Below are 17,497 nucleotides of genomic sequence, written 5' to 3'. Positions count from 1 at the left end.
CCTGAGCATCGCCTGGACGCAGCGCGAGGACGCGCGGGCGGGGCGGCATACGGCCCCGGGCGCGAGCGTCAGCGAGCGGCGTAGTCCTTGAGCAGGCGACGGCCGATGATCATCTTCTGGATCTCCGCCGTGCCCTCGCCGATGAGCAGCATGGGGGCCTCGCGGTAGAGGCGCTCGATCTCGTACTCCTTGGAGTAGCCGTAGCCGCCATGGATGCGGAAGGACTGCTCGACGACGTCGGCGCAGTACTCCGCGGCGAGGTACTTGGCCATGCCGGCCTCGAGGTCGTTGCGCTCGCCCTTGTCCTTGAGGCGGGCGGCCTTGACCATCATCTGGTGCGCGGCCTCGCACTTGGTGGCCATGTCGGCGAGGCGGAAGAGGATCGCCTGGTGGTCGACGATCTTCTTGCCGAAGGTCTCGCGCTGCTGGGCGTAGTCGATGCCGAGCTCGAAGGCGCGCTGCGCGACGCCGCACGCCCGCGCCGCGACGTTGACGCGCCCGACCTCGACGCCGTCCATCATCTGGTAGAAACCCTTGCCCGGCTCGCCGCCGAGAATCTGCGCCGTCGTGGTCTGGTAGCCGTCGAGGACGAGCTCGGTCGTGTCGACGCCCTTGTAGCCCATCTTCTCGATCTTGCCGGGGACCGTGACGCCGGGCGCGACCTCGCCGAAGCCAGGCTCCTTCTCGACCAGGAAGGTCGTCATGTTCTTGTAGACCGAGTCGGCGCCGGTGTCCGTCTTGACGAGTACCGCGACGAGGGTGGACGAGCCGCCGTTGGTCAGCCACATCTTCTGGGCGTTGATGGTCCAGGCGTCGCCCTCGCCGGGGACGGCCTTGCTCTTGATGGCGGAGACGTCCGAGCCGCAGCCGGGCTCGCTCATCGAGAAGGCGCCGCGGATCTCGCCGGTCGCCATCTTGGGCAGGTACTTCTGCTTCTGCTCCTCGGTGCCGTGCTGCAGCAGCATGTAGGCCACGATGAAGTGGGTGTTGATGATGCCGCTGACGCTCATCCAGCCGCGCGCGATCTCCTCGACGGTCAGCGCGTAGGTCAGCAGCGACTCCCCCAGGCCGCCGTACTCCTCGGGGATCATCAGCCCGAAGATCCCCATCTCCTTCATGCCCTCGACGATCTGCGTCGGGTACTCGTCCCGGTGCTCCAGCTCGGTCGCGACGGGGATGATCTGCTCGTCCACGAACTCCCGCACCAGCGCGAGCAGCTCACCCTGCTCCTCGGTCAGTCCGTCGGTCGTCTGGATGCGTCCCATGGGGTCTCTCCGGCTTCGTTGGTGGCTCACCTGTGACTACCAGGGAGTATGACGAACGCCCGTCGCCACGGACAGCCGTAGCCGCCGTGACCCTCACCACCTACCGGGGGCAGGCGGATCGACCGGCCTTCCTTCCCCAGGCTGATCGAGCCGCCGCCGGTAGGTCTGCTCACCAGGCCCGGCGCAGCACCCCGATCGCCTCGGCCAGATCCAGCCCGTGCCGCTGAGCGGTGCGCGCCAGCAGGGTCGCAGCAGCCTGCGTCTCGTCGGCCGCGCCGTCCCTGACGTGCTCGAGGACGACGGTGCCGTTGCGCCCGCGCGTGGCCACGTGCCCCTCGGCCTCCAGCTGCTTGTAGGCCTTGGCCACCGTGTTGACCGCGAGCCCGAGGTCGCCGGCGAGCTGGCGGACGGTGGGCAGCCGGGCGCCGGTCGCGAGGGTGCCGGCAGCGATCGCGTCGGTCACCTGAGCGACGATCTGCTCGTATGGCGCAGCGGGGTCACCCGTGTCGATGGTGAGGATCATCGCGCCACCTCACGGCCGGCGTGGCGGGCATTCCGATCCAGGCGCGGTCGGTGAGCTGCGCGACGACGAGCAGGAGCACCAATGCTCCCGTCCATGGACAACCACCCCTTTGTCATAGTTAGTAGTGCTACACACATAGCTCGTCCCAGTCTTTGTCGCAACCCCCGATCGTGGCGGGGGTTTGGTGGGTGCGAAAACGGGTTGCGCGCGCGAGGCGGCGGCCAGGAGAGTGGACGGGCGCTGCGCCATACGGCCAGCACGACAACGCTCCCGAAGGAGGTGGCGACATGACGGTCCTCGTGCGCCAGCACCGCCCCTGCCTCTTCTCCCACCTGGAGCCCACCCATGACTTCGCCTGCACCGCAGGACTTCTCACGCGACACCATCCCTGACGCCCCACCTGAGGGCGAGCGCTGGTCCACCTGGGACGGCGCGACCTACGGCCCCGAGCCGCGCCCGGACTGGGTGATCACCGAGCTCGGCGCCGTGGACGAGGACCTCGGGGTCCTCAAGACCGGCAAGGAGGCCGACGTCCACGTCGTCCGCCGCTGGGTCCCCGACACCGACCGGCAGATCACGTTGGCGGCCAAACGTTTTCGCGGCTCAGACCATCGCCTCTTCCACCGCGACAGCGGCTACCTGGAGGGCCGCCGGGTCCGCAAGTCCCGCGAGATGCGGGCCATGGCCCGCCGGACCGCCTTCGGCAAGGAGGTCATCTCCGGCCTGTGGGCGGGCGCCGAGTTCCAGGCGCTCGGGACCCTGTGGGAGGCCGGGCTGCCGGTCCCCTACCCGGTCTCCCTCGACGGCACCGAGATGCTCATGGAGTTCATCGGTATGCCGGACCCGACGCCCGTCGCGGCACCCCGCCTCGTCCAGACCCGCCCGTCCCCGGACCTGCTGGCGGAGCTGTGGCAGCAGCTGCGCGCGGCGCTGCTGCGGCTGGCCGCGATGGGGTGGACGCACGGCGACCTGTCCCCCTACAACGTCCTGCTGCACGACGAGCGACTCGTGCTCATCGACTGGCCGCAGATCGTGGACGTGGTCGGCAACCCCCACGGCTTTCCGATCCTGGAGCGGGACGCGACGACCATGGCCGACTGGTTTGCCCGCCGCGGTCTCGCGGTGGACGCGGGCGAGCTCGTCGGCGAGCTGGTCGCGGAGGCCACCTCGCGCTTCTGACCGCCGGCACGTCTGACTGCCGACATGAACGAAGGGCCGCCGGCACCCCCATGCCGACGGCCCTTCAGCCGGCCCGAGGGGTGTCGGAAGTGCCGGCCCACGCGCTGACCGAGCCCCCGCAAGGTCTGCGCGTCCGGTCCGACGCCCCAGCCCGGTGCGGGGTTGGGGCGTCGGGCCGGCTTTTTTCGGCGAGCCCGGGAGCTCCCGTCAGTAGACGAGGACGCTGCCGCCGAGGGCGATGGAGCGGGTGCCTCGCAGCTCGTCCATGTTGGCGTTGTGGATCCGCACGCAGCCGTGGCTGCTCGGGCGCGCGCCGATGTCGTACCTGCTGCCGTGGACGGCGATCCCGCCGTTGAAGTACATGGGGCGGTACATCGACCCGAGGCGACCGTGCTGCCAGCCGTTGCCGCCGCGGTACTGCGTCCAGAAGCGGAAGGACCCGGACGGGGTCGTGGCCCGGTGCCAGCCGTGGTCCCAGTAGCGCTGGCCGTTGCCGGTGCTGACGTTGTAGATCCGCGAGACGCGGCCGTTGTCGACGACCAGCAGGACCTGGCGGGCCTTGTCGATCTCGATGACGTGACCCTTGGTGCTGCGCGCCTTGGGCCGGACCCCGGCGGCGACCCGCTGGGCGGTCCGGGCGTCGTAGACCCCGGTGCGCGGCAGGCCGGCGACCTTCTGCACCGCCATGACGGCCTGCCGGGTGCGGGCTCCGTAGACCCCGACGGGGCTGCCGACGCTGTAGCCGAGCTGGTTGAGGCGGATCTGCAGGGCCGTGACCCGCTGGCCGCGGGACCCCGGTCGCAGGTCGCCCGCGAAGGCCGTGGCCGCGCGGGACGCGCCCGACATGCTCGCCGCGGTCGAGGCGCTCGAGACAGCCGGCGGCGCGGCGGTCGCCGGCGCGGCCTGGGCCGTGGTCCCCCCGACCACGACGCCCCCGAGCAGGACGGCGGAGGCAGACGCGAGCGCGACGCGTCGACCGATGAGGTTGCTGCTCATGATGATTCCCCCTGAGGTGTGACACTGGTACACCCACGACGAACGCGCCCAGACCAAAGGTTGCAGGCTGATCGGGCGACCCGTGGTCACCCTGCGCAACCGCCGCGACCACCACGGTCAGGGCGTCCGGTCGACGCCGGTAGGCTGCGCTGCGTGAGTCTGCGCCGTGTCTTCGTCGCCCGCCTCGCCGGCATCGCGGTCTTCGACCCGCTCGGCGATCAGGTGGGGCGTGTCCGCGACGTCGTCGTCAGCTTCTCCGCGACCCGCCGCAAGCCTCGCGTCCTCGGCCTGGTGGTGGAGGTCCCGGGCCGACGGCGCGTCTTCGTCCCGATCACCCGGGTGACCAGCATCGACGGCGGCCAGGTCATCACGACCGGGCTGGTCAACATGCGCCGGTTCGAGCAGCGGCCGACGGAGTCGCTGGTGCTGGCGGACCTGCTCGACCGCGAGGTCACGGTGCGTCAGCGCGGCGAGGAGGACTTCGTCGCGACCGTCGAGGACGTCGCCATCGAGCAGGACCGACCGCGCGAGTGGTCGGTCACCAAGGTCTTCGTCCGCCGCGGGCAGGGGGCGAGCACGCTGCGTCGCCTCACCGGTCGCCGCGGGGAGACGCTCCTCGTGGACGTCCTGGACACCACCGGGCTGGCCACGCGCACGGAGGGGCAGAGCGCGGCGCGCCTGCTGGAGGCGTATGACGACCTCAAGCCCGCGGACCTGGCCGAGGTCATCCACGACCTGACCCCGGGCCGCCGCGTGGAGGTCGCGAGCGCCCTGGACGACGAGAAGCTCGCCGACGTGATCGAGGAGCTCCCGGCCGACGACCAGATCGAGATCCTCACCCACCTGGAGACCGAGCGCGCGGCCGACGTCCTGGAGTTCATGGAGCCGGACGACGCCGCCGACCTGCTCTCCGAGCTGCCGGAGGCGACGCAGGAGCACTACCTGCAGCACATGGAGCCGGACGAGGCGGCGCCGCTGCGCCGGCTGATGGCCTACGACGACAACACCGCCGGTGGTCTGATGACCCCCGAGCCGATCGTGCTGGGGCCGGAGGCGACCATCGCCGAGGCCCTCGCGTGGGTCCGCCGCGAGGAGGTCTCCCCGGCGCTGGCCTCGCTGGTGTGCGTGTGCCGGCCCCCGCTGGAGACGCCCACGGGTCGCTACCTCGGGATCGTGCACATCCAGCGGCTGCTGCGCGAGCCCCCGCACAGCGCCCTGGGCTCGATCCTGGACAAGGAGCTCGAGCCGCTGCAGCCCACCGACAGCCTGGGCTCGGTGACGCGCATGCTCGCCAACTACAACCTGACCGGGGCGCCGGTCGTCGACGAGGAAGGCCACCTGCTGGGGGTCGTCACCGTCGACGACGTGCTCGACCACATCCTCCCCGAGGACTGGCGCGAGGAGAGGCACGAGGTGACCGATGAGTGAGCGTCCGGCGGAGCGCCGCGAAGAACGCCGCGCCGAGCTGCGCGTCGACCGCAAGACCCCTCGGGCGGCCGACCGCAACCGGCTCGACCAGCCCCAGGAGCAGCGGCTGCGCTGGTCGCGCCCGACCGTCTTCGACCCCGAGCGGTTCGGCCGCGCCAGCGAGGCCTTCGCGCGCTGGATGGGCACCGCGCAGTTCCTGATCTACATGACCGTCTTCGTGACGGTGTGGCTGGCGTGGAACACCTTCATGCCCGAGTCCGCGCAGTTCGACCCGCGCAGCCTCAACTACACGCTGCTCACCCTGATCATGTCGCTGCAGGCCTCGTATGCCGCCCCCCTCATCCTGCTCGCCCAGAACCGTCAGGACGACCGGGACCGCGTCGGGCTGGAGCAGGACCGGGCCCGCGACGAGCGCAACCTCGCCGACACCGAGTTCCTGACCCGGGAGGTCGCGGCCCTGCGGATCGCCATGCGGGACATGGCGACCCGCGACTACCTGCGCTCCGAGCTGCGGGACCTGCTGGAGGAGCTCGAGGACCGCGGCATGGTGCCCGCGGCCCCCGCCGAGGAGGACGCCGACGCCCGGTCCAAGAAGGCTCGCAAGAAGAAGGCCGCACCCGCGCCGGCGCCCGAGACGGAGGCGTGAGGGGCGGCATCGCGGGCGGCATACGATGGATCTCATGTCTGCACCGTCCCTGGACCTGATCCACGCTGCCCTGGCCACGGTCGACGACCCCGAGATCCGCAAGCCCATCACCGAGCTGGGCATGGTGGAGTCGGTCGACGTCGACGACCACGGCAGGGTGCGCGTGCGCGTCCTGCTCACCGTCTCCGGCTGCCCCATGAAGGACCCCATCCGGCGCGGCGTCACCGAGGCCGTGGCCCGGGTCGACGGCGTCAACGGCGTCACCGTCGACCTCGGCGTCATGAGCGACGAGCAGCGCGGGGCGTTGCGCGACCAGCTGCGCGGCGGCCAGGCCGAGCGCGAGATCCCCTTCGCGCAGCCCGGGTCCATGACCCGGGTGTATGCCGTCGCCTCCGGCAAGGGCGGCGTCGGCAAGAGCTCGGTCACCGTCAACCTCGCGGCCGCCCTCGCGCGGCAGGGGCTGAAGGTGGGGGTGGTCGACGCCGACATCTACGGCTTCTCCGTCCCCCGGATGCTCGGGGTCGAGCAGCAGCCCACGCAGGTCGACGACATGATCCTGCCGCCGGTCGCCCACGACGTGAAGGTCATCTCCGTCGGCATGTTCGTGCCCGGCAACCAGCCGGTGGTCTGGCGCGGGCCGATGCTGCACCGGGCGCTGCAGCAGTTCCTGGCCGACGTGTTCTGGGGCGACCTGGACGTGCTGCTGCTGGACCTGCCGCCCGGCACCGGTGACGTGGCGATCTCCGTGGCGCAGCTGATCCCGGGCGCCGAGATCCTCGTCGTGACCACCCCGCAGCAGGCGGCCGCGGAGGTCGCCGAGCGCGCCGGGTCCATCGCGGTGCAGACCCACCAGCGCATCGTCGGCGTCGTGGAGAACATGTCCTGGCTCGAGCAGCCCGACGGCTCCCGGCTGGAGCTCTTCGGCTCCGGCGGCGGCCAGGCCGTCGCGGACTCGCTGACCCGGATCGTCGGCGCCCCGGTGCCGCTGCTCGGGCAGATCCCCCTCGACACCCGGCTGCGCGAGGGCGGCGACGCCGGCACACCCGCGGTGCTGTCCGCGCCCGAGAGCGCCGCCGGTGCCGCACTCAACGGCATCGCCCGTGGGCTCGGCTCCCGGGCCCGGGGGCTCGCGGGGCGCAAGCTCGGGCTCACCCCGACCGGCCGCTGACACAGCACGTGGCCCCGCGACCGAGGCTCGGTCGCGGGGGCCACGTCGTGCCGGGCCGGGCGCCGGGGGTCAGGTGGCCTCGACGTCGAAGGGGGTGTAGGTCTCGTCGTAGCGGCGGCCGGGCCGGGGCGCCGGCTCGTGGGCCGGGGTCGCTGCGGCGCCTGCCGCGGCCGCCCCCACCGAGGTCGCTCCCGAGGCCGTGCTCGCGGCCGTGCTCGCGGAGGAAGGCGAGTCGTCGAGCAGCGCCTCCCGCACGATGCGGCGGGGGTCGTACTGCCTCGGGTCGTACTGCCGCCAGTCGATGTCGTCGAACTCCGGCCCCATCTGGTCGCGCAGCGAGGTCTTCGCGCCCTCGGCGTAGGCCTTGGCCTGACGGACGAGCTGGCCGAGCTTGGCGGCATACTCCGGCAGCCGCTCCGGGCCGAGCACGACCAGGGCGACCAGGATGAGGATGATGAACTCCCCGCCGTTGATGCCGAACATGCTGGGGAGCCTACTGCGTCCACCCGGGAGTCACCGGCGCCCCCGGGGCACGGTCCCCGCCGCGCAGATGAACTCCGCGCGACGCGCCCGTGTCGGGCCGGCGTCCCTCAGGCGCCGACGATGCCGAGCCGGGGGCCGCGCATCCCGGTGCGCCGCGGCGCGGGCGTCGTCGAGGCGCGGCGGGCGGCCGGGTCGCGGTGCGCGAGCGCGGTGCGCAGCTGGGACCGGCCGCGGTGGATCCGGGACCGGACGGTGCCGAGCTTGATGCCGAGGACGTCCGCGACCTCCTCGTAGGTGAGGCCCTCGATGTCGCACAGCACGACGGCGGCGCGGAACTCCGGCTTGAGGGCGTCCAGCGCCCGCTGCACGTCGTCGTCGAGCATCGCGTCGGTGAGGGTCTGCTCGGGCCCCCGCTCCCGCGAGGCGAGTCGCGCGGCCCCCTCGTCGGAGAGCGCGTCGAAGCGGATGCGCTGCTTGCGGCGCATGCGGTCGAGGAAGACGTTGGTGGTGATGCGGTGCAGCCAGCCCTCGAAGGTGCCCGGCTGGTAGCGCTCGAGCGAGCGGAAGACCCGGATGAACACGTCGTGGGTCAGGTCCTCCGCGTCGTGCTGGTTGCCGGTGAGCCGGTAGGCGAGGCGGTAGACCCGCCCGGAGTGCTCCCGCACGACCTCGTCCCAGGTGGGGCGCTCCCACGCGGGCTCGCCCTCGGCGGCCGGCAGCATGCTCTGCTCGACGACGGGCGTGGTGGTGGTCATGAGGGGCCTCTCCGACGTGGGGTGCTCGGGCGCGAGCCCGACGTGCACGACCCATCCTGCACAGCGGCCCTGGGCAATCCCTGGGAAGTTCCCGGGAAGTCCGCCCGGTGGGGATCGGCTCGTCGCCCGCCGCGTCAGTAGACTTCGTGCCATGAGCACACAGAAGCCCGCGAGCTGGGCCTACGCCGAGGAGTTCGTCGCCGAGAGCCCGGTGGCGGAGCGGGCCCGCGAGCGCGGCCACCAGCTCGGCTGCATCCCGGTGCTGCCCGGGGCTGCCGCGACGCTGCGGCTCCTCGCCGCCGCCCTGGACGCCCGGGCCGTCGTGGAGATCGGCACCGGCGCCGGCGTCTCCGGCCTGTGGCTCCTCGAGGGCATGGCGCCCGACGGCATCCTCACCTCCATCGACGTCGAGCCCGCCAACCAGCGGGCGGCGCGCGAGGCGTTCGCCGAGGCGGGGATCCCCCACCAGCGCACCCGGCTCATCAGCGGCCGGGCACTGGACGTGCTGCCACGCCTGACCGACGGCGCCTACGACATGGTGGTCGTCGACGGCGACAAGCGGGAGTACCCCGCCTACGTCCAGCAGGCGCTGCGGCTGCTGCGCCGCGGTGGTCTGCTGGTGCTGGACAACATGCTGTGGCACGACAAGGTGGCCGACCCGGCGGCGCGGGACGAGACGACCGCGCTGCTGCGCGACCTCGGCAAGGAGCTGCGCGAGCGCGACGACCTGCTGCCCGTGATGCTCGCCGCGGGAGACGGCATGCTCGCCGCCGTCCGGCGCTGACGCCGGGCATGCGAGAGGCGCCCACCCGGCAACGTCGCGGGTGGGCGCCTCTTCATCGGCATACGGCCCGAGGACCTGAGGTCAGCCGGTGACGCCCTTGATGGCCTCGCCGAGCGCCGCGATCTCGTCCGGCGTCATCTCGACGACCAGGCGGCCGCCCCCCTCGAGCGGCATGCGCAGGACGATGCCACGCCCCTCCTTGGTGACCTCCAGCGGGCCGTCACCGGTCCTGGGCTTCATCGCCGCCATAGCTACCTCTTCCCTCTCGGTGCGGCCGCCGCTGCGCAGGAGACCTGGGTGGACTGACCTCGATGGCACGACCCTCGGGCCCCGCAGCGGCCACAGACTTGTGACCATTATCGCAAAGCATCGGTCCCGACTCCTAATCCTCTCCCCCTGCCGCGCGCAACGGGACGCGCACGTGGCTAGATTGTGCTCACGGCAGGCGCCCCCGCCTCCCGCACCGCCGTCGTCGAAGGAGACCTCGTGACCGACCCGCAGCCCCCCGAGACCGACCGGTCCGCACCTGTGCTGGTGCGCGTGGAGGACGGCGTGGGCGTCGTCACCTTCAACCGCCCGGACGCCATGAACTCCCTGGACGTGCCCACCAAGGAGGCGCTCCTCGCGGCGCTGCAGCAGGTGGCCGACGACCCGCAGGTGCGCTGCGTCGTCCTGACCGGGACCGGCCGTGCCTTCTGCGTCGGGCAGGACCTCAAGTCCCACGTGCAGCTGCTCCAGGCCGAGGACCCCTCGTTGTGGGAGACGGTGCCGCGGCACTACAACCCGGCGGTCACCCTGGTCGCGACGATGCGCAAGCCGGTGATCGCCGCCGTCAACGGCGTCGCGGCCGGCGCCGGGGCGTCGTTCACCTTCGCCTGCGACTACCGCTTCCTGAGCGAGCAGGGCGGCTACAACTTCGCCTTCACCAACATCGCCCTCTCCTGCGACACCGGCGCCTCCTGGACCCTGCCGCGGCTGGTCGGGACGGCGCGCGCCAAGGAGCTGCTGATGTTCCCCCGGACCATCGGCGCGGCCGAGGCCAAGGAGCTGGGGCTGGTCAACGAGGTCGTGCCCGGGGACGTGATGGAGCCGGCCATGGCGTTGGCACGCCGTATGGCGTCCGGCCCCACCCTCGCCTACGCCGCCATCCGCGACGTGGTGCACCACTCGGCGACGCACGACCTGGCCGACTCCCTGGCGCACGAGGCCGAGCTGATGCATGAGACCGGGGGCAGCGCGGACCACCGGGCGGCGGTCGCGGCCTTCCTGGCCAAGGAGAAGCCGACCTTCGAGGGCCGCTGACCGGTCACGGGGGCCAGGACGCCGGCAGGTGCAGCACCAGGATCGTCTGGGTCCACCACACCTGCAGGGCGATGCCCACGCCCACCAGAGCGGCGGCCCGCACCACGGTGCTGGTGCGGACCCGCCGCACCGCGCCGACCCCGACCAGGGCCACCGGGAACATCAGGACGAGGTAGCGGTAGAGGCTGGTCTGGGCGTCCTGCACCGCGAAGAGGTAGAGCGGGTAGGCCAGCAGCCAGGTGCGCAGCACCCATCCGAGCGGCCGCGCCCACGGCCCGAGCGCCAGCAGCAGCAGCCCCGCTGTGTAGGCGACGAGCACCGGGAGCGCCCAGCCGTCGAAGAAGTACTGCGCGTTGTCCCACCAGGGGCGGAAGAGGTGGATCTCGTGGCCGGCGCGCCACGACGCCATGGTGTCGGTGTAGCCGGTGCGCGAGCCCGTGGCCGCCCACACGACGGCCGGCCAGACGAGGCCGGCGACGCCGCACCCGACGAGCGTGGCCAGCATCGCGGCCCACTCCCCGCGACCCACCGGGCGCTCCTCGCGGCGGCGCCAGCGCAGCCACACGGCGACCAGGGCCACGAGCCCGAGCGGCACCCCGATGGGGCGGGACAGCCCGATCAGCAGCGCCACGGCGACGGCGCCCCACCACCGCTCCCGCTCCAGCAGCAGCAGGAAGGCCACGAGCAGCACCATCGCGAGCGACTCGGTGTAGGCGATCTGCAGCACCGGGGTGGCGAGGTAGGTGGACCACACCGCGAGCGCGAGCAGCGCGGCCCCGTCCGAGCAGTGCCGGCGCAGCAGCAGGACCAGCAGCACCGCGGCCAGGAAGCCGAGCAGGGTCGCGACCAGGGCTCCGGCATACCGGAACTCGAGCCCCGTCACCGTCATCACGGCGCGGCACAGCATCGGGTAGAGGGGGTAGAAGGCCCACTCGTTCTGCTGCACCTGACCGGCGGGGTCCACCGGCAGCGCCGCGGGGTAGCCCGTCTCCGCGATGCGGCGGTACCACGTGCCGTCCCACATCAGGGTCATGCCCCAGTAGTCGACGGGGTCCCCGGTCCAGCTGATCGGGACCTGCTGGCGGGCGGCCCGGGCGACGAGCAGCCCCGAGACGACGCGGCTGGCGGCATACGTCACCAGCGCCAGCAGGACCAGCCGCACGGTGCTGCCCCGCCCCACGTCGGGGTCCCCGGGGGCGCCGCCCCCGGGCCCGGCTCGCAGCGGACCGGTGCGGGTCGACCCGGCCGGGACCGCCGTCACGGCGTCAGGTCGTCCGCGGGCCGGTCGGGTCGGCGCCACAGCGTGGAGCCGCCGCTCGGGCGCACGATCTCGGTGACGTCGAGGGGCCCGGTGGTGACGTCCGGGTGCTGTGCCGGGTCCTCAGCCCAGCCGCGGCGGGCGGACCCCACGGGCATCACGGCCGAGCGGAGCCGGTCGATCTCGGCGTCCCGGGCCCGCAGCTCCTCGACGAGGCGGTCGAGGGTGTCGTCGACCTGGTCCATGCGGTATCCGCGCAGCACCTGGTCGAAGCGCAGGTCACGGACCTCGTCGGGGACGACCGGCCCGGGGGCCAGCCCCTCGAAGGGGGAGGACGAGACGGGGTCGGCGAGCGCCTGGTCGGCGAGCGACGCCGGCCGGGTCCCGGTCAGCCACACCAGGCCCCCGGTGACGGCACCGACGAGGAGCACGGCGAGGACGACGGTCAGCACGGGCACGCCCCCGATCGTGCCATGCCTGCCCGGGATCCGTCACTCGGCGGGGCGCGGCGTCGGGGTGCGCCCCGAGCCGCGCACCAGCTCCACGGCCTCCTCCACGGAGTCGGCCAGCTGCAGCAGCTCGAGGTCGGACTCGCTGATCGTGCCCGCCGGCACCATCGTGGTCCGCACCCAGTCGAGCAGCCCGCTCCAGTAGTCGCGGCCGAGCAGCACGAGCGGGAAGGAGGTCACCTTGTGGGTCTGGACCAGCGTCACGGCCTCGAAGAGCTCGTCCAGGGTGCCGAAGCCGCCCGGCAGGACGACGAAGCCCTGGGCGTACTTGACGAACATGGTCTTGCGGGCGAAGAAGTAGCGGAAGTTGACCCCGAGGTCGACGTACTCGTTGAGGCCCTGCTCGAAGGGCAGCTCGATCCCGAGCCCCACCGAGGTGCCGCCCGCCTGCAGCGCGCCGCGGTTGGCGGCCTCCATGAGCCCCGGGCCGCCGCCGGTGATCACGGCGTAGCCGGCCGCCACGAGCGCGGACCCCAGCTGCACCCCCAGCTCGTAGGTGGGGTGCTCCCGCGGCACCCGCGCCGACCCGAAGACGCTGACCGCCGACCCCAGCTCGGCGAGCGCCCCGAAACCCTCCACGAACTCCGCCTGGATGCGCAGCACCCGCCACGGGTCGGAGTGCACCCAGTCCGACTCGCCGGTGTTGTCGAGCAGCCGCTGGTCGGTGGTGGAGCCGGGGACGCGCTTGCCGCGCAGCGTCACCGGGCCCTTGTGGTAGTCGCCTCGCGCGTCCTTCATGGCGTCAACCTACCTGCACGATCAGGACAGCCAGGCCCGCAGCCGGTCGTAGGCGTGCTCGACCTGGGCGATGGCGCAGCGCTCCTCGTCCTGGTGGGCGACCAGCGGGTCGCCCGGCCCGAAGTTGACCGCGGGCACCCCGACCGCGCTGAACCGCGCCACGTCGGTCCACCCCTGCTTGGCCTGCACCGGCAGCCCCAGCGCGGCGACGAAGGCCTGCGCCGCGGGACGGTCCAGGCCGGGTCGCGCGCCGTCGGCGGCGTCGGTCACCACCACCTCGTAGCCCTCGAAGAGCGCGCGCATCCGCCGCTCGGCCTCGGCGGCGTCGATGTGCGGCGCGAACCGGTAGTTGACCGTCACCACGCACTCGTCCGGCACGACGTTGCCGGCGCGTCCGCCCCGGATGCCGACGGCCGACAGCCCCTCACGGAAGTCCAGCCCGTCCACGGCCACCGTCTGCGCGTCGAACTCCCGCAGCCGGTCGATGATCGTCCCCGCCTCGTGGATCGCGTTGTGCCCCAGCCACGGTCGGCCGCTGTGGGCCGCCTCGCCGCGCGCCGTGACCTCGACCCGCAGGGTCCCCTTGCAGCCCCCCTCCACCGTGCCGTCGGTGGGCTCGAGCAGCACCGCGAAGTCCGCCTCCAGGACGCTCGGGTCGTTGCGGGCGAGCCGCGCCAGCCCGTTGTGCGCCGCCTCGACCTCCTCGCAGTCGTAGAACACGTAGGTGAGGTCGCGGCTCGGCTCGGGGAGGGTCCCGGCGAGCGCCAGCATCACCGCGACGCCGCCCTTCATGTCGGTGGTGCCCCGGCCGATCAGCTCGGTGCCGGTGCGGGTGATCGGCAGCCCCGCCGCCGTCCCCTGCCCGGCGAAGGGCACGGTGTCCAGGTGCCCCGCGAGCACCACCCGCTCGTCACGCCCCAGCTCGGTGCGCGCGACCACGGTGTTGCCGTCGCGGGTCACCCGCAGGTGCCCGAAGCCACGCAGCGCCGCCTCCACCGCGTCGGCCAGCTCGCGCTCCTCGTGGCTCACCGAGGCGATGTTGCAGATGGTCTCGGTCAGGTCCACGGCCGAGGCGGTGAGGTCGAGGGGCGGGGGCGTCGTCATACGAGCCAATCTAGCGAGCAGACCCCGGCCGTATGCCGAACGACCAGCCCGCCCGCCCCACCACCGCCGAGCGTCGCTGCCGGGAGCGCCCAGGGTGGGCCGATAACCTGGCCCGCATGACTTCTCGCTCGGCCTGGGGCCACGGACTCGCGACCATCACGACCTCCGGCACGGTGCTGGACACGTGGTACCCCTCCCCCGCGCTCGGCGATCACGACGGCTCCGACCTGCCGGCGGCGCTGGTCGCCCTCGCAGGCGAGGACGGGGCGCGGGGCGTCACCACCGAGGCCGTTCTGACCGAGATCGACCTGGACGCACCCCCGGCCGACGCCCGCGACGCCTACCTGCGGCTGCACCTGCTGTCCCACCGCCTCGTGCAGCCCAACTCGATCAACCTCGACGGGCTCTTCGGGGCGCTGGCCAACGTCGTGTGGACCAACCACGGGCCGTGCTCCCCCGAGGGCTTCGAGACGGTGCGCGCCGCGCTGCGCGCCCGCGGCCCGGTCACCGTCTACGGCGTCGACAAGTTCCCGCGGATGGTCGACTACGTGCTCCCGACAGGGGTGCGGGTCGCCGACGCCGACCGGGTCCGCCTCGGCGCGCACCTCGCGAGCGGCACGACCGTGATGCACGAGGGCTTCGTCAACTTCAACGCCGGTACGCTCGGCTCCTCCATGGTCGAGGGGCGCATCTCGCAGGGCGTCGTCGTCGGCGACGGCTCCGACATCGGCGGCGGCGCGTCCACCATGGGCACGCTGTCCGGCGGCGGGACCGAGCGCGTCTCCATCGGCGAGCGCTGCCTGCTCGGCGCGGAGTCCGGCATCGGCATCGCCCTCGGCGACGACTGCGTCGTCGAGGCGGGGCTCTACGTCACCGCCGGCACCAAGGTCACCCTCGCCGACGGCCGCGTCGTCAAGGCGGCCGAGCTGTCCGGCCAGTCCAACCTGCTCTTCATCCGCGACTCCGTCACGGGCGCGGTCCTCGCCAAGGCGCGTGACGGCCACGGCATCGCCCTCAACTCCGAGCTGCATGCCAACGACTAGTCCGCGCCAGCAGCGGCGACGCACCCACCGCCTCGTCGTCGCCGCCGTCGTCGTGGCCCTGGTGGTCCTCGGGGTCGGTTACGTATGGCGCACCGCCCGGGACTTCGCCGAGGGCTTCGGCTCCTCGACGTGCCGCGCCGTCGCCTCGAGCTACACGGCGACGCTGGACCCGGACCAGATGGCCAACGCCTCCACGATCACCGGCATCGCGGTCCGCCGAGGACTGCCCGCCCGCGCCGCCACCATCGCGCTCGCCACGGCGATGCAGGAGTCCAAGCTCCACAACATCGACTACGGCGACCGCGACTCCGTGGGGCTCTTCCAGCAGCGGCCCTCCCAGGGCTGGGGCACGGCGGAGCAGATCATGGACCCGGTCCACTCCACCAACGCGTTCTACGACGCGCTGGTCAAGGTCGACGGCTGGCAGACCATGGAGATCACCAAGATCGCCCAGCGGGTCCAGCGCTCCGGGTTCCCCGAGGCCTACGCCGACCACGAGGGCGAGGGTCGGGCGCTCGCGTCCACCCTGTCCGGGCACACCCCGGGCGGCCTGGGGTGCCGCCTCAAACCGCTGGAGACCCGCGACCACCGCGAGGGCGCCGTGTCGGTGGCGCGCCACCTCGAGCAGGAGCTGCGGGTGGCGACGGTGGTGGGCAACGGCCAGGTCGAGGTGTCCGGCGGCGACGCGCAGCAGGCCTGGCTGGTCGGGCACTGGGCGGTCGCCCACGCGCAGGCCTACGGCCTGTCCAGCGTCACCGTCGGCAACCGGGAGTGGACCCGTCAGCGCGGGCAGGACGGGTGGCAGTGGCACCCCGCCACGACCCCCGCCGCGGCCAACCACGTCGTGGTGCGCTGACCGGCCGGGTGGCGGGCACGGCGAGAGGCCGGCGTCCGGGCGGACACCGGCCTCTCGGGGCGGGCGGGGCGGCATACGGCCCCTGCGGGGATCAGGCCTCGGGCGCGACGTACCCGGGGTAGGTGCGCTCGGCCTCACCGACGTAGACCTGGCGCGGGCGCCCGATCTTGGTGGCCGGGTCGGTGATCATCTCGCGCCACTGCGCGATCCAGCCGGGGAGCCGGCCGAGCGCGAAGAGCACGGTGAAGTAGTTGACCGGGAAGCCCATGGCCTCGTAGATCAGCCCCGTGTAGAAGTCCACGTTGGGGTAGAGCTTGCGCTCCTTGAAGTAGTCGTCCGTGAGGGCGACCTCCTCCAGCGCGAGCGCGATGTCGAGCAGCTCGTTGGTGCGGCCCGAGGACTTGAGGATCTCGTCGGCGTGCTTCTTGATGATCGCGGCGCGCGGGTCGTAGTTCTTGTAGACCCGGTGGCCGAAGCCCATCAGCTTGACGCCGTCCTTCTTGGCCTTGACGTCCTGCACGAAGCGCTTGACGTCACCGCCGTCCTCGTCGCGGATCTGCGCGAGCATCTCGAGCACGGCCTGGTTGGCGCCGCCGTGCAGCGGGCCCGACAGGGCGTTGATGCCCGCGGAGATCGACGAGTAGATGTTGGTCTGGGCCGACCCCACCAGACGCACCGTCGACGTCGAGCAGTTCTGCTCGTGGTCGGCGTGCAGGATGAGCAGCACGTCGAGCGCCTTGGCGATCGCCGGGTCGACCTCGTAGTGCTCGGTGGGGTAGCCGAAGGACAGGCGGAGGAAGTTCTCGACATACCCCAGGGAGTTCTTGGGGTAGAGGAAGGGCTGGCCCACGGAGTTCTTGTAGGCGTAGGCCGCCAGGGTCGGCAGCTTGGCCAGCAGCCGCACGGTGGCGCCCTCGACCTGCTCGGGGTCCAGCGGGTCGGTCGTGTCGACGGCGAAGGTCGACAGGGCCATCACGCCGGCCGACAGCACCGGCATGGGGTGCGAGCGGCGGGGGAAGCAGCGGAACAGGTCGCGCATGCGCTCGTCCAGGAGCGAGTGGCGGGTGATGCCGCGCTCGAAGCTCTCCAGCTGCTCGCCGGTCGGGAGCTCGCCGTAGATGACGAGGTAGGCGACCTCGAGGAAGCTGGACTTCTCAGCCAGCTGCTCGATCGGGTAGCCGCGGTAGCGCAGGATCCCCGCGTCACCGTCGATGTAGGTGATCGCCGAGGTGCAGCTGGCGGTGTTGGTGAAACCCGGGTCCAGGGTGGTGTTGCCCGTGGCGGACATCAGCTTGCTGATGCCGTAGCCGCTGTTGCCCTCGGTAGCCTGCGTGATGGGCAGGTCGATGCTCTTGCCGCCGTCGGTCAGGACGGCCTTGCCGGCATCACTGGTCATGGGGGTCTCCTCCTAGCAAGGGGCCCCGGACTCCGGGACCCTTCTGTCGTGGACGCTACCGCAG

At 72.4% G+C, this 17,497-nt stretch carries 19 protein-coding genes; 8 read left to right on the top strand and 11 right to left on the bottom strand.

The window, feature by feature from the left end:
* Nucleotides 1-68: 68 nt before the first annotated feature.
* Nucleotides 69-1,265 (bottom strand): acyl-CoA dehydrogenase family protein, encoded by a 1,197-nt coding sequence (locus ADJ73_RS08685; protein ID WP_050347951.1) that lies wholly within the window; start codon nt 1,263-1,265, stop codon nt 69-71.
* A gap of 169 nt (nt 1,266-1,434) precedes the next feature.
* Nucleotides 1,435-1,788: a GntR family transcriptional regulator gene (locus tag ADJ73_RS08680; RefSeq protein ID WP_050347950.1), complete on the bottom strand. Its 354-nt coding sequence runs from the start codon at nt 1,786-1,788 to the stop codon at nt 1,435-1,437.
* A gap of 345 nt (nt 1,789-2,133) precedes the next feature.
* Between ADJ73_RS08680 and ADJ73_RS08675 the strand changes: the two genes are divergently transcribed.
* Nucleotides 2,134-2,967: a serine protein kinase RIO gene (locus ADJ73_RS08675; RefSeq protein WP_050347949.1), complete on the top strand. Its 834-nt coding sequence runs from the start codon at nt 2,134-2,136 to the stop codon at nt 2,965-2,967.
* A 207-nt stretch (nt 2,968-3,174) separates the two neighbouring features.
* On the opposite strand, the gene ADJ73_RS08670 is transcribed toward ADJ73_RS08675, so the two are convergent.
* On the bottom strand, nt 3,175-3,963 hold the full coding sequence (locus ADJ73_RS08670) for a L,D-transpeptidase family protein (RefSeq protein WP_050347948.1): 789 nt from the start codon (nt 3,961-3,963) through the stop codon (nt 3,175-3,177).
* A gap of 153 nt (nt 3,964-4,116) precedes the next feature.
* Here ADJ73_RS08670 and ADJ73_RS08665 point away from each other — a divergent pair, with 153 nt between their 5' ends.
* From ADJ73_RS08665 to ADJ73_RS08655, 3 genes are read left to right on the top strand one after another with little or no spacing between them, the layout of a single operon-like run.
* Complete coding sequence (locus ADJ73_RS08665; RefSeq protein WP_050347947.1) at nt 4,117-5,391, top strand: magnesium transporter MgtE N-terminal domain-containing protein; 1,275 nt, start codon at nt 4,117-4,119, stop codon at nt 5,389-5,391.
* Nucleotides 5,384-6,037: a DUF1003 domain-containing protein gene (locus ADJ73_RS08660; protein ID WP_050347946.1), complete on the top strand. Its 654-nt coding sequence runs from the start codon at nt 5,384-5,386 to the stop codon at nt 6,035-6,037. Before ADJ73_RS08665 ends, ADJ73_RS08660 begins: the two co-directional genes overlap by 8 nt.
* A gap of 34 nt (nt 6,038-6,071) precedes the next feature.
* Complete coding sequence (locus tag ADJ73_RS08655) at nt 6,072-7,205, top strand: Mrp/NBP35 family ATP-binding protein (RefSeq protein ID WP_050347945.1); 1,134 nt, start codon at nt 6,072-6,074, stop codon at nt 7,203-7,205.
* Nucleotides 7,206-7,274: 69 nt separating this feature from the next.
* On the opposite strand, the gene ADJ73_RS08650 is transcribed toward ADJ73_RS08655, so the two are convergent.
* Both ADJ73_RS08650 and sigE read right to left on the bottom strand, forming a co-directional pair.
* Nucleotides 7,275-7,688 carry a twin-arginine translocase TatA/TatE family subunit gene (locus ADJ73_RS08650; protein WP_050347944.1) on the bottom strand — a complete coding sequence of 138 codons (414 nt, stop codon included), beginning with the start codon at nt 7,686-7,688 and terminating at the stop codon, nt 7,275-7,277.
* 107 nt (nt 7,689-7,795) lie between these two features.
* Nucleotides 7,796-8,443 carry an RNA polymerase sigma factor SigE gene (gene sigE, locus ADJ73_RS08645; protein ID WP_050349330.1) on the bottom strand — a complete coding sequence of 216 codons (648 nt, stop codon included), beginning with the start codon at nt 8,441-8,443 and terminating at the stop codon, nt 7,796-7,798.
* A 151-nt stretch (nt 8,444-8,594) separates the two neighbouring features.
* Here sigE and ADJ73_RS08640 point away from each other — a divergent pair, with 151 nt between their 5' ends.
* Nucleotides 8,595-9,227 carry an O-methyltransferase gene (locus ADJ73_RS08640; RefSeq protein ID WP_050347943.1) on the top strand — a complete coding sequence of 211 codons (633 nt, stop codon included), beginning with the start codon at nt 8,595-8,597 and terminating at the stop codon, nt 9,225-9,227.
* An 81-nt stretch (nt 9,228-9,308) separates the two neighbouring features.
* Here ADJ73_RS08640 and ADJ73_RS16635 read toward each other — a convergent pair whose 3' ends face one another.
* Nucleotides 9,309-9,476 (bottom strand): DUF3117 domain-containing protein, encoded by a 168-nt coding sequence (locus ADJ73_RS16635; RefSeq protein ID WP_082176849.1) that lies wholly within the window; start codon nt 9,474-9,476, stop codon nt 9,309-9,311.
* 237 nt (nt 9,477-9,713) lie between these two features.
* Between ADJ73_RS16635 and ADJ73_RS08635 the strand changes: the two genes are divergently transcribed.
* The gene (locus ADJ73_RS08635) at nt 9,714-10,529 is read left to right on the top strand and encodes an enoyl-CoA hydratase/isomerase family protein (RefSeq protein ID WP_253272522.1); all 816 of its coding nucleotides are present in this window, start codon (nt 9,714-9,716) and stop codon (nt 10,527-10,529) included.
* Nucleotides 10,530-10,533: 4 nt separating this feature from the next.
* Here the strand turns inward: ADJ73_RS08635 and ADJ73_RS08630 are convergent, their stop codons facing one another.
* The 4 genes from ADJ73_RS08630 to dapE are packed head-to-tail and all read right to left on the bottom strand — an operon-like array spanning nt 10,534 to nt 14,138.
* Nucleotides 10,534-11,790: a hypothetical protein gene (locus ADJ73_RS08630; RefSeq protein WP_253272521.1), complete on the bottom strand. Its 1,257-nt coding sequence runs from the start codon at nt 11,788-11,790 to the stop codon at nt 10,534-10,536.
* Nucleotides 11,787-12,245, bottom strand: a complete 459-nt coding sequence (locus ADJ73_RS08625; protein WP_050347942.1) for a DivIVA domain-containing protein — start codon at nt 12,243-12,245, stop codon at nt 11,787-11,789. Before ADJ73_RS08625 ends, ADJ73_RS08630 begins: the two co-directional genes overlap by 4 nt.
* A 33-nt stretch (nt 12,246-12,278) precedes the next feature.
* On the bottom strand, nt 12,279-13,034 hold the full coding sequence (locus ADJ73_RS08620; protein WP_050347941.1) for a TIGR00730 family Rossman fold protein: 756 nt from the start codon (nt 13,032-13,034) through the stop codon (nt 12,279-12,281).
* A gap of 21 nt (nt 13,035-13,055) precedes the next feature.
* The gene (dapE, locus tag ADJ73_RS08615; RefSeq protein ID WP_050347940.1) at nt 13,056-14,138 is read right to left on the bottom strand and encodes a succinyl-diaminopimelate desuccinylase; all 1,083 of its coding nucleotides are present in this window, start codon (nt 14,136-14,138) and stop codon (nt 13,056-13,058) included.
* A gap of 116 nt (nt 14,139-14,254) precedes the next feature.
* Here dapE and dapD point away from each other — a divergent pair, with 116 nt between their 5' ends.
* Together dapD and ADJ73_RS08605 are read left to right on the top strand one after the other, a co-directional pair.
* Nucleotides 14,255-15,181 carry a 2,3,4,5-tetrahydropyridine-2,6-dicarboxylate N-succinyltransferase gene (gene dapD / locus ADJ73_RS08610; RefSeq protein ID WP_050349327.1) on the top strand — a complete coding sequence of 309 codons (927 nt, stop codon included), beginning with the start codon at nt 14,255-14,257 and terminating at the stop codon, nt 15,179-15,181.
* On the top strand, nt 15,168-16,037 hold the full coding sequence (locus tag ADJ73_RS08605) for a hypothetical protein (protein WP_050347939.1): 870 nt from the start codon (nt 15,168-15,170) through the stop codon (nt 16,035-16,037). Before dapD ends, ADJ73_RS08605 begins: the two co-directional genes overlap by 14 nt.
* Nucleotides 16,038-16,128: 91 nt before the next feature.
* Here ADJ73_RS08605 and ADJ73_RS08600 read toward each other — a convergent pair whose 3' ends face one another.
* Complete coding sequence (locus tag ADJ73_RS08600; RefSeq protein ID WP_050347938.1) at nt 16,129-17,433, bottom strand: citrate synthase; 1,305 nt, start codon at nt 17,431-17,433, stop codon at nt 16,129-16,131.
* Between the last annotated feature and the right edge of the window lie 64 nt (nt 17,434-17,497).

Origin of the sequence: Arsenicicoccus sp. oral taxon 190, from assembly GCF_001189535.1 — a bacterium.
GTDB lineage: Bacteria > Actinomycetota > Actinomycetes > Actinomycetales > Dermatophilaceae > Arsenicicoccus.
This window is presented reverse-complemented; position numbering and strand designations above follow the sequence as displayed.